Genomic DNA, 11,326 nt, shown 5'->3' with positions numbered 1-11,326 from the left:
GTGGTTTTGTTCTTTATTGCCCAGGACGAGAGCGCAAACTCCTTGTCCAGATTGTTTTTTTCTTTCGCCATAATTGCTTAGTAATTCATGATTTTGACGGTTTGTCCCTCTTTTACACTACGTGCACCATCTTCGATGATCAGGTCACCATCTTTCAGGCCTTCCAATACTTCAATAGAATCTCCCTGAGATTTTCCGGTTTTTACGATTACTCTTTTAGCGACTGCTTTTTCACCTTCCACCTCATCTAAAACATATAAATATTGTTCTCCATCAGCATTTTCAGAAAGAATGTTCTGTGGGACCAGAATGGCGTTTTCACTGGTGTAATCGTTAATCTTTACTCTTGCAGTAAGGTTTGGTTTGATCTCTTTCTCCTTGTTTGGCACATCGATCTCGGCAGTAAAAGTTCGGTTATTAGGATTAATATAACTACCTACTTGCTTTACCTTGGTATCCACAGTTTTTCCAAGCACCGGGAAGGTCACTTCTACCGGCTTTCCCTGGGTTACGTTGGTAATATAGTTCTCTGGCACATCTGTCTTGATATACATATCGTCAAGATTTACGATCCTTAGAATTTGCGTCTGGCCGGGTGAAACCACATTTCCCTGCTCGGTAATAATCTCATCGATAGTTCCTGAAAAAGGTGCGCTTACAACAGATTTTGAAAGCTGACTCTTCATTTGCTTAACAGCGTTTACCTGTCCTTCATAATTGGATTTTGCCTGTAAATATTCAATTTCGCTACCAATTTGCTGCTCCCAGAGACGCTTCTGTCTTTCAAAAGTAGTCTTGGCAAGGTCTAGCTGAATTTCCATTTGAGCGAGTTGCTGACTCAACCCACCATCATCTATCTTCGCCAGAGTCTGTCCTTTTGAAACTTTCTGACCTTCTTCTACATAGATTTTCTGTAGAATTCCGCCCATTTCAGCGTTCAAAACCACATTTTTTCTTGTCTCCACGCTTCCCTGTAATTCAAGGAAATGATCGAAATGTTCAGCTTCCACAGCAAAGGAAGTTACCAGGGGAATATTTCTCTCTGGGTTGATCTCCTTCAGTCTGGAATTAAGTTTTTTAATTTCAGTTTCCAGCTCAGACTGTTGAGCAATAAGCTCATCTCTTTTCTTCTGAATAGTTTCTATATCATTGCTTTCCAGGATTTCTTCCGTAGATTTTTCTGAACCACCACCACAGGCAGCTAGCAAAGTACTGAACGATAAAATATATACTAGTTTTCTCATTTTCTGAAGTTGTTTCTAATTTTCTGATGTATAAGTACGGGTGTCTAACAGGTTTTCCAGTTCCACTTTAGCAGTGATCACCTGTAACATCGCTTGTAAATAATTTTGCTGTGCAGTATATAACTGTCGTTGCGCTTCACTAAGCTCGAAACTACTGGCGATCCCTTCGAAGAACTTGATCTGGTTCTTGTTTTCGATTCTTTCAGATAGTTCGAGATTTTTAGTAGCGTTCTTATAATTATCTAGGCTAAATTGATATTCACTTTTAGCACTATTGATATCACTTTTTACCTGGCTTTCGGTTTGTTCCAGATCAAGCATTGCCTGCTCATACTCAAGTTTTCGCTGCTGAGTTTTCGCACTTCGCATTCCGCTGCTGAAAATTGGTATGTTTAAACTCACTCCTAAAATGGACTGTCCAAAATACTCCTGGTTGCCATTAAGGAAAGTAAACTCATCACTAAAGCCCTGGTAGCCGTAATTCACAAAGGCACTTAAAGTAGGAAGCGCTTTCGCCTGCTGAAGTTTTACCTGGATCTCTGCGGCTTCTGCTGTATTTTTAGCGATACGATAATCGATATTTTCTTCTACCGGAATTGTCTCAGATAATAAGGAAAGATCAAAATATTTAAGCGCCAGTTCATTTAGATCATCGGTCGCTACTACATTTTTCTCCACCGGAATTCCAAGGCTTATGTTTAGCATATCGTAGGCGATATCCAGCATTCTCCTGCTTCTGGCGAGATCATTTTCAAGGTTCAGCTTGGTGATTTCCAATTGCTCCACATCCTCCTGTTCTGTTAGACCGTTTTCGAATATCTTTTGGGTATCATTAAAATTCTTCTCAACATTTTCGAGATTTTTCTCAAAGATCTCAACACTTTCTTCCGCCAGTAAAACATTTCCGTAGGCATTGATAATACCTTTCTTGATCTCAAGATCTGTTTTGGTCTTGGCATTTTTGGAAATTTGAAGCAGCGTTTTTACAGATTGAATTCCTACTATATAGGAGCCATCGAAAATTAACTGGTTCCAGGTTGCTGTAGCGTTTACGCTTTGCTGAGTTCCAAACTGCACCGGTATAAATCCTTCCGGAGAATTTACAGGGACATCATTCCTGTTCACATTATCGAAATATTGCTCGACGATGTTCACTGTGCTTTGAGTATTATCGAAAGCACTTGCCGGAAGCAAGGTGACCGGTTGTTTCAGGAAGTTCTGGTAATCTATTCCAGCACTAATTTGCGGCAAACCCTGGGCGATAATCTCCCATTTTTGCTGAAGAGCAATTTCCACATCCTTTTGAGCTATTTGTGACTGGTAATTATTTTCCAGTCCAAATTCTATAGCTTCCATAAGAGAAAACTGATAGGTCTGGATCGTATCCTGCTGCGAGAAACTTTGCAGGCTCAAGACCAGCATAATTAAAATTGTTATTCTACTTTTCATTTAACTCAATTAAATCTTCTAAAGTTTTTAATCCTTTTGTGGTACAGATTGCACGCAGGTGATATTCCAGAAAATGATCCATCAATGCCGGCTGCGAATACTTTTCAGGAGCGAAGAGATCTGTATCCTTGATCCCCATAAAACCCACAAAATGTATACGGCAAATAAAATCTACATCAATATCTTTACGATAATAACCACTTTCAATTCCTCGGTTAAGATTATCCTGCATGCAGGTTTCTAAAAGTTCATACTGCTTGTCCTTAAGACTCTCATAGACTTTCGGGTAATATTTCTGAAGCTGAAAATGAGGAGAGGTCTTTTCTCCTTTTAAATTCTGCGCGACATAATGTTTGATCTCGTAATTTTCCTTAATCGGATTCTGATTTTTATCCTGAATGGCGCCAATCCCGCAACCCATCGTCTGGATCACCTGTAAACCTGCAGCTGCTACCAGCTTATTTTTAGTAGAAAAATGTGCGTAAATGGTCTTCTTAGAGATCCCGATACTTTCCGCAATGTCATCCATGGTTACACTTTTGAAACCATAGGATAGAAACATCTCTGCGGCACTATTTAAAATTTTCTCCCTCACTTCCTGTAAATTTGGTGCAAAAGTAAGTCTAGGAAACTTTAGAAACAAAAAAGGTTTCTTCGGTTTACGTTTATTTAACATTCGCTTAAAATTTGAAATAGGTTCAATTATGGTATTTTAGCGCAAAAATTTTAACACATGCTTACCATTGCGGAATACCGAGAGGCCATCGTCGATTATCTTCATCAAAAGATACAGGTCAAGGAGCCGGTAAATCTTTACGAACCAATGGTTTATATTTTAGAGCAGGGAGGTAAACGTTTAAGACCTGTCCTTGTTCTAATGGCAGCTGAAATTTTTGACTGCAATCATAAAAAAGCCCTAGATGCCGCCCTGGCCATAGAGGTTTTTCATAATTTTTCTCTTGTTCATGATGATATTATGGACGATGCACCCATTCGAAGAGGTAAGAAAACGGTGCATGAAAAGTGGGATATCAACACGGGAATCCTTTCCGGAGATGCGATGCTTATCAATGCATACCAATTATTCGAAAACTATGATGGAGATGTGTTCAAAGAGCTTTCAAAACTATTTACCAAAACAGCTATTGAAGTTTGTGAAGGTCAGCAGTACGATATAGATTTTGAAACCCGTGATAACGTGAGTATCGAGGATTACCTTTTGATGATCGAATACAAAACTGCAGTTCTGGTTGGAGCTTCATTGCAAATGGGTGCTATTGTAGCTGAAACTTCGGCTGCTTGTAAGTCGGCGATCTATCAATACGGAAGATTACTTGGTATTGCTTTTCAGCTTCAGGATGATTACCTGGATGCTTTTGGGGATCCTGCTACTTTTGGAAAGCAACCTGGTGGTGACATCATTGAAAACAAAAAGACATTTCTCTATTTAAAAAGTCTTGAACTGGCAAGTCCCGGTGAAGCCAGGCAACTGGAGCACCTATATTCCATTAGTCCTATGGAAAATACCGGAAAGATCGAAGCAGTCAAAAATCTATTTGAAAGCAGTGGTGCAGCAGAACTTACCAGAAAGGAAATCGAGAAGTACACAGACATGGCTTTCGAGGTTCTGGACAGGATAGATATGCCTGAAGAGAAGAAAAAACCCTTGAGGAGTTTTGGTAAAATGCTTATGGAGAGACAGGTATAAGTCAGGTTATAAGATATATTTCCTGCAATTTACTCAGAGATCTACTTCCCAAATTATTGAATATCAGAGGGTGTTAAAATTCTTATAATCTCATAGAGAATTATCATAATGCCTGCAAGCTGTTTTTTTTAAATATTGTATTTTTGCTAATGTTTTTAAGAACAAAAGAAACTGTTGTTTCAATTTTATGGAAAAATTTTCATTTCTAAATGCCGCTCATACTGCATACTTCGCAGAACTTTACGATCAATATTTAAAATATCCTGATAGTGTAGAGCCCAGTTGGAGGGCTTTTTTTCAAGGATTTGACTTTGGAATGCAACAAGATGGCGTTTCTGAAGATGTATTGGATGAAGCTCCTGTAGATTTTTCAGAAGGTGAGATACCGACACACGTAGTTAAAGAATTTCAGGTAATTCGATTAATTGACGGCTATCGTACCAGAGGTCATTTATTCACCAAAACAAACCCTGTAAGAGAACGTAGAAAATATGTTCCAACTCTTGATATAGAGAATTTCGGACTTGAGAAAAAAGATCTGCAGACTACTTTTAATGCAGGTGATATTCTCGGGATTGGACCTTCAAGCCTGGAAGAGATCATCAAGCACCTGGAAATGGTGTATTGTGACTCTATCGGAATCGAGTATATGTATATTCGTAAACCTGAAGAGATCGAATGGATCCAGAATCGTTTAAATGTAAACGATAACCATCCCGATTTTGATGCCACCCGCAAGAAGCAGATCCTGAGGAAGCTTAACGAAGCAGTCTCTTTTGAATCCTTTTTACATACTAAATATGTTGGACAGAAACGATTTTCACTGGAAGGTGGAGAAAGTTTGATTCCGGCATTGGACGCGCTTATCGAAAAAGCTGCGGAATTTGGTGTGGAAGATTTTGTAATGGGAATGGCTCACCGTGGTCGTTTGAATACCCTTACCAATATCTTCGGAAAGAACGCAAAGGATATCTTTAGTGAGTTTGATGGAAAAGATTACGAACAGGATATATTCGATGGTGATGTAAAATATCACCTGGGCTGGACATCCTGTCGCACTACAGATAGTGGAAAAGATATCAATATTAATATAGCTCCAAATCCTTCTCACTTAGAAACCGTTGGCGCGGTGGTAGAAGGAATTTCGAGAGCAAAAATGGATCGTAGATACAACGGAGATAACTCCAAAATTTTACCGATCCTGGTTCATGGTGATGCTGCAATTGCAGGTCAGGGACTTGTGTACGAACTGGTACAGATGGCTAATCTCGAAGGTTACCAGACAGGTGGAACCATACATATCGTAGTAAATAACCAGATTGGTTTTACTACAAATTACCTCGATGCGAGAAGTTCAACCTATTGTACAGATGTGGGGAAAGTAACTCTTTCACCAATTTTACATGTAAATGCCGATGATGCAGAGGCAGTAGTACACTCGATATTATTCGCTTTAGACTTCAGAATGAAGTTTAAAAGGGATGTATTCATAGATTTACTGGGTTATAGAAAGTATGGTCATAACGAAGGTGATGAACCACGTTTTACTCAGCCAAAACTATATAAAGCAATATCTAAACACGAGAATGCCAGAGATATTTATGCTGAAAAGCTAAAGGAGAGTGGTGTAATCGACGATAACTATCTTAAAAAGTTAGAAGAAGACTACAAAGCTTCTCTCGAAGAGAAACTTGAGGATTCAAGAAAAGAAGAAACCACCCGCATTACTCCATTTATGCAGGATGAATGGGAAGGTTTCGAGAATGTTCAGGAAGACGAGATGATGAAAGAAGTTGATACAACTTTCGATCTTGAAAAACTTGATAAGGTTGCCACGGCAGTTTCAGAATTACCGGAAGGTAAGAAGTTCATGAGAAAGATCCAGAAGATCATCGATGGGCGAAAGCAAATGTACTTCGAAGATAATAAGCTGGACTGGTCCATGGCCGAGCATTTGGCTTATGGATCTCTAATGACCGAAGGTTATAATATTAGAATTACCGGGCAGGATGTAGAGCGTGGTACGTTTTCACACCGTCACGCGGTAGTTAAAGTTGAAGATAGTGAGGAAGAGATTATTCTTCATAACAATATAGAGGACAGGGATGGAGATTTCTTTATCTATAATTCCCTGTTATCAGAATACGGAGTAGTTGGTTTTGATTATGGTTACGCCATGGCAAGCCCAACAACACTAACGATCTGGGAAGCACAATTTGGAGATTTTGTGAATGGTGCACAGATCATGATCGATCAGTATATTTCTGCTGCGGAAGACAAATGGAAACTTCAAAATGGTTTGGTAATGTTACTACCTCACGGTTACGAAGGGCAGGGAGCAGAGCACTCTTCAGGTAGAATGGAAAGATTCCTTCAGCTTTGTGCAAAGGATAACATGTACGTGGCAGATATTACGACTCCTGCGAACATGTTCCATATGCTTCGGAAGCAAATGAAGGCGAAATTCAGAAAACCGCTGATCATTTTTACACCAAAAAGCTTACTGCGTCATTCTAAAGTAATTTCTACAAAAGAAGAATTTGCGAATGGTTCATTCCAGCCAGTTCTTGATGATCCAGACGCAAAAGCAGATTCAGTAAAAAGCCTGGTATTCTGTACTGGTAAGTTTTACTATGACCTGCTGAACTTCAAGGAAGAGAATGATCGTGATGATGTTGCCCTTGTGAGAATCGAACAGTTATTCCCACTACCGGTAAGTATCATGAAAGAAATGATGAGCAAGTATAAGAATGCTGAAGATGTGGTCTGGGCACAGGAAGAGCCTAGAAACATGGGAGCATATGGACATATGTTGCTGCATTTCGAAGAAGCAAGACAGTTTAGAGTATGTAGTCGTAAATTCTACGGTGCACCTGCTGCAGGTAGCTCGGTAAGATTTAAGAAGCGTCATGAAAAAGTGATCGCCAGCGTATTCGACAAAGATTTAAAAGAAGATTAATAATAAGAACCAATTTCCTGATTTCAGGAACCAAAATAAATTACAATCATGGCCTTAGAAATGAAAGTTCCTTCACCCGGCGAATCGATTACTGAAGTTGAAATAGCTCAGTGGTTAGTCGAAGATGGTGATTACGTTGAAAAAGATCAAGCAGTAGCCGAAGTGGATAGTGACAAAGCAACGCTGGAACTTCCTGCAGAAGCTAGTGGAATTATTACTTTGAAAGCTGAAGAAGGAGATGTCGTAGGAGTTGGAGAGGTAGTTTGTCTAATCGATACCGATGCTGCAAAGCCTGGTAGTGATGACAAAGGGGATAGTGAAAGTAAAGACGAAAAGTCTGCTGAAGCTGAAGAAAAGGAGCGTCAGGAAAGTACAGAAGATAAGAAAGACAGTGATAAGGCAGCTGCTAAAACTGAAGAACCTTCAAAATCAAGTACTCCAAGCCAGAAGCAGGATGATACTTATGCAACTGGAACTCCTTCACCAGCAGCTAGAAAAATTCTGGATGAAAAGGGAATTGATAGCAAAGATGTAATGGGTTCTGGAAGAGATGGTCGTGTAACTAAGGAAGATGCGGTTGAGGCAAAAGCTTCTATGGGAACTCCTGGAACAGGAGCCAGAGGAGAAGAGCGTAAGAAAATGTCAATGTTCCGTAGAAAACTTGCGGAACGTCTGGTAAGTGCGAAGAACGATACGGCGATGCTGACTACTTTTAACGAGGTAGATATGTCTCCAATTTTTGCGCTAAGAAAGAAATATAAAGAGGAATTTAAGGAGAAGCATGGGGTGAGTCTTGGCTTTATGTCATTCTTTACACTAGCAGTGATCCGTGCGCTGGATGAATATCCTGCAGTAAACTCTATGATAGATGGAGATTACCAGGTAAGCTACGATTTTAAAGATATTAGTATTGCAGTTTCTGGTCCTAAAGGACTTACAGTACCTGTAATTAGAAATGCTGAAAATCTTAGTTTTAGAGGGGTCGAATCTGAAGTGAAAAGACTTGCGATCAAAGCCAGAGATGGAAAGATCACTGTGGATGAAATGACCGGAGGTACTTTTACCATTACTAATGGTGGAGTATTTGGATCTATGTTATCAACTCCAATTATCAATCCTCCACAATCGGCTATTCTTGGTATGCATAATATTGTGGAAAGGCCTGTTGCAATAGATGGTCATGTCGAAATTAGACCAATTATGTATGTAGCATTGTCTTATGACCACAGAATTATTGATGGTAAAGAATCTGTTGGATTCCTTGTAGCCGTCAAAGAAGCACTGGAAAATCCTGAAGAACTATTAATGGATGGAGATATTAAGAGATCACTGGAATTGTAGTAACAATCTCCGGTAGAAATAAAAAAAGGGTACGCGATAGCGTACCCTTTTTACTTTAACGAAATTAGAACAAAACTAACAACCTGAATATATTCAAGGCCAGTACTGCAACAACTAAAATTGTCATAATGTAAAAGACCAGTTGTGAAGATATTCGAAGTTTAATAACGTAAAAATTATTGGTTAGATTACTTCAAATATAGAGCGATATCGCTTTCAGAAAAAGGGTGTTTTTCCCCTTATTTGAGAAATAAGGCCTTGCCTTTGTAATCAATAACTGCTTTACCTTTTTTCAGAATATCAGCTCCTATAATTCCCTGTACCTTCTCAGCTTTATGATTTTCAAGCGCCTCATTGACGTGTTTAAGGTCGAAAAGTACCAGGTCGATCTTTTTCTTTTTCCAGTCTCCAATCTGTACAATGTTTTTTGCTGAAACCTGGGTTAACATGTTGGTAGCTCCTGCACCAGCCGCTTTAATATCGCTATCTTCTGAAAGTAGATCAAAATGTTCGATCGCATCTATACCCACACAAGTGCTGGAAGCGCCGGTGTCCAGTATAAAATTACCTTCAATATCATTGATCTTCGCTTTTAGTTCGAAATGATTGGTTTTGGTGTATTTTAATTTGATACGATGGTATCCTTTTTCCTGAAGCAACTCTTTTAAAGACATTCTTTTTTCTGCAAATATATGATTCCTGAATATAGCGGGAAACTCAGGGACTTTCAATCCCTACTTAAATTCAGTTTTAGAAAAAATACATACTATCTTTGGGGTCTATGAGCACACTCGTTCAAATAACAGCCTTACCCCGGGAACTTGAAGATCATCATCTGCTTCTTAACAGGGCAATTAAGAAATCAAATATCAGGAAAGATGATATCGGAGACTGGAGAATTAGAAAGCGTTCTATAGATGCCCGGAAAAAACCGGTGAAACTTAATCTGCAGATTGAGATATGGAAACACGGTGAAGAAAGAGGTACAAGATCAGCTTTATCCCTTCAGGATGTTTCCAAAGCAAAGGAAATAGCAATTATTGGTGCTGGTCCTGCCGGGTTGTATGCAGCACTAAGAGCAGTGGAAGCGGGATTGAAACCTGTGGTTTTTGAACGCGGGAAAGATGTAAGAGCCAGAAGACATGACCTTGCGAAGATTAATAAGGAACAAACCGTAAACCCGGAATCTAATTACTGTTTTGGAGAAGGTGGTGCTGGTACGTACTCAGACGGGAAATTATATACACGCTCAAAAAAACGAGGTAACGTATTGAAAGCTCTGGAGTGGTTCGTGGAATTTGGAGCAGATCCTGATATTCTTGTGGATGCGCATCCGCATATTGGAACGAATAAATTACCTAAGATTATCACCGCTATGCGGGAAGCGATCGTGGATGCTGGAGGAGAAGTACATTTTAACTCTAAACTAACCGATCTAAAGTTAGAGAGTGACAAGATAACGGCCATTGAGATCAATAAAGAGAAGTGGTTACATTTTGATGAGGTAATTCTGGCAACGGGACATTCAGCCAGAGATATTTTTCACCTGTTGCATGAACGAAATATAAAGATCGAAGCCAAGCCTTTCGCGCTGGGAGTTCGAATTGAGCATCAGCAAAAACTGATTGATCATATTCAGTATCACGGGGATGATGAAAACCCTTATCTACCACCAGCTTCGTATAGCCTGGTAGAACAGGTAGACGGACTTGGGGTGTATTCTTTCTGTATGTGTCCGGGAGGTATTATTGCTCCGTGTGCTACAGAACAGGAAGAAGTGGTTACCAATGGCTGGAGTCCAAGCAAGCGAAATAATCCATATTCCAATTCAGGAATAGTGGTAAGTATAGAACCTACAGATCTACCGGGTTATAAAGAAAATGATCCATTTGTTTGTCTTGACTTTCAGAAAATGGTGGAAAGAAACTGCTGGGAAGCGGCTGGCAGAACTCAGCAGGTTCCAGCGCAGCGCATGAAGGATTTTGTAGAAGGAAGAGTGTCTTCAGATTTTCCGAAAACTTCTTACCAGCCTGGAATAGTAAGCGTTGATCTTAATAAAGTGTTACCCGATCTAATTGCTAAAAGACTTCGGAAAGCTTTTCTGAAATTCGGAAAAAAGCTGAAAGGTTATTATACGAACGAAGCCGTTTTACATGCACCGGAAAGCAGGACTTCTTCCCCAATTCTAATTCCGCGTGACCCGGAAACTTTGGAACATGTAGAAGTAAAAGGATTTTATCCCTGTGGAGAAGGAGCTGGATATGCCGGCGGAATCATTTCCGCAGCTATCGACGGAATCAACTGTGTAGATGCTATTTCGAAGAAGTATGAAGCAACGCAGGCAGGCGATAGCAATTAATTACTTGCAGTTTTTATCAGATTTTACCGTTCTGAAATTTCAATTTCATTCTATTTCGGAAGTATATTAGATTGCGGCTCATTAGGAATATAACAGTTTCTACTACATTTCTAAACTGCAAACTTAAAATTAGTTCCCACGAGTCTTGGATCGGTTTGCGTAACCTGTCTGGAGAGCTTTTTGATGCTAATGGAGATATATCCAAGATTGGAAACCACCTCACCATAACACAGGTAAATTCCTTTAGATCTTATAGGATACTTTTC

General features: G+C 39.6%; 8 protein-coding genes. 4 read left to right on the top strand and 4 right to left on the bottom strand.

Annotation, left to right across the window (positions count from 1 at the left end):
• Positions 1–77: 77 nt before the first annotated feature.
• From QZ620_RS11385 to QZ620_RS11375, 3 genes are read right to left on the bottom strand one after another with little or no spacing between them, the layout of a single operon-like run.
• Positions 78–1,244: an efflux RND transporter periplasmic adaptor subunit gene (locus QZ620_RS11385; RefSeq protein ID WP_295181701.1), complete on the bottom strand. Its 1,167-nt coding sequence runs from the start codon at positions 1,242–1,244 to the stop codon at positions 78–80.
• A gap of 15 nt (positions 1,245–1,259) precedes the next feature.
• Entirely contained in the window at positions 1,260–2,693 is a 1,434-nt protein-coding gene (locus QZ620_RS11380; RefSeq protein ID WP_295181699.1) for a TolC family protein, read from the bottom strand.
• Positions 2,683–3,369: a TetR/AcrR family transcriptional regulator gene (locus QZ620_RS11375; RefSeq protein ID WP_366935460.1), complete on the bottom strand. Its 687-nt coding sequence runs from the start codon at positions 3,367–3,369 to the stop codon at positions 2,683–2,685. Before QZ620_RS11375 ends, QZ620_RS11380 begins: the two co-directional genes overlap by 11 nt.
• A 57-nt stretch (positions 3,370–3,426) precedes the next feature.
• Between QZ620_RS11375 and QZ620_RS11370 the strand changes: the two genes are divergently transcribed.
• The 3 genes from QZ620_RS11370 to odhB all read left to right on the top strand — a co-directional run bounded on the left by QZ620_RS11370 (position 3,427) and on the right by odhB (position 8,701).
• Positions 3,427–4,401 (top strand): polyprenyl synthetase family protein, encoded by a 975-nt coding sequence (locus QZ620_RS11370; protein ID WP_295181697.1) that lies wholly within the window; start codon positions 3,427–3,429, stop codon positions 4,399–4,401.
• Between the two features lie 187 nt (positions 4,402–4,588).
• The gene (locus QZ620_RS11365) at positions 4,589–7,360 is read left to right on the top strand and encodes a 2-oxoglutarate dehydrogenase E1 component (RefSeq protein ID WP_295181695.1); all 2,772 of its coding nucleotides are present in this window, start codon (positions 4,589–4,591) and stop codon (positions 7,358–7,360) included.
• Between the two features lie 48 nt (positions 7,361–7,408).
• Positions 7,409–8,701: a 2-oxoglutarate dehydrogenase complex dihydrolipoyllysine-residue succinyltransferase gene (odhB, locus tag QZ620_RS11360; RefSeq protein WP_295181693.1), complete on the top strand. Its 1,293-nt coding sequence runs from the start codon at positions 7,409–7,411 to the stop codon at positions 8,699–8,701.
• A gap of 239 nt (positions 8,702–8,940) precedes the next feature.
• Here the strand turns inward: odhB and QZ620_RS11355 are convergent, their stop codons facing one another.
• Positions 8,941–9,375 carry a retropepsin-like aspartic protease gene (locus QZ620_RS11355; RefSeq protein WP_295181692.1) on the bottom strand — a complete coding sequence of 145 codons (435 nt, stop codon included), beginning with the start codon at positions 9,373–9,375 and terminating at the stop codon, positions 8,941–8,943.
• Positions 9,376–9,482: 107 nt separating this feature from the next.
• Here QZ620_RS11355 and QZ620_RS11350 point away from each other — a divergent pair, with 107 nt between their 5' ends.
• Positions 9,483–11,060, top strand: a complete 1,578-nt coding sequence (locus QZ620_RS11350; protein WP_295181690.1) for an NAD(P)/FAD-dependent oxidoreductase — start codon at positions 9,483–9,485, stop codon at positions 11,058–11,060.
• Positions 11,061–11,326: the final 266 nt, after the last annotated feature.

The sequence above is a fragment of the uncultured Christiangramia sp. genome (genome assembly GCF_913046405.1).
Taxonomy (GTDB): domain Bacteria; phylum Bacteroidota; class Bacteroidia; order Flavobacteriales; family Flavobacteriaceae; genus Christiangramia; species Christiangramia marina.
The sequence above is the reverse complement of the archived record's forward strand: the minus strand, read 5'-3'. Positions and strand labels throughout refer to the sequence as shown.

Bases quoted from the DNA above. Each gene is read 5' to 3' on its own strand.
- QZ620_RS11385 (WP_295181701.1), bottom strand. From the start codon at position 1,244: ATGAGAAAACTAGTATATATTTTATCGTTCAGTACTTTGCTAGCTGCC.
- QZ620_RS11380 (WP_295181699.1), bottom strand. From the start codon at position 2,693: ATGAAAAGTAGAATAACAATTTTAATTATGCTGGTCTTGAGCCTGCAA.
- QZ620_RS11375 (WP_366935460.1), bottom strand. From the start codon at position 3,369: ATGTTAAATAAACGTAAACCGAAGAAACCTTTTTTGTTTCTAAAGTTT.
- QZ620_RS11370 (WP_295181697.1), top strand. From the start codon at position 3,427: ATGCTTACCATTGCGGAATACCGAGAGGCCATCGTCGATTATCTTCAT.
- QZ620_RS11365 (WP_295181695.1), top strand. From the start codon at position 4,589: ATGGAAAAATTTTCATTTCTAAATGCCGCTCATACTGCATACTTCGCA.
- odhB (WP_295181693.1), top strand. From the start codon at position 7,409: ATGGCCTTAGAAATGAAAGTTCCTTCACCCGGCGAATCGATTACTGAA.
- QZ620_RS11355 (WP_295181692.1), bottom strand. From the start codon at position 9,375: ATGTCTTTAAAAGAGTTGCTTCAGGAAAAAGGATACCATCGTATCAAA.
- QZ620_RS11350 (WP_295181690.1), top strand. From the start codon at position 9,483: ATGAGCACACTCGTTCAAATAACAGCCTTACCCCGGGAACTTGAAGAT.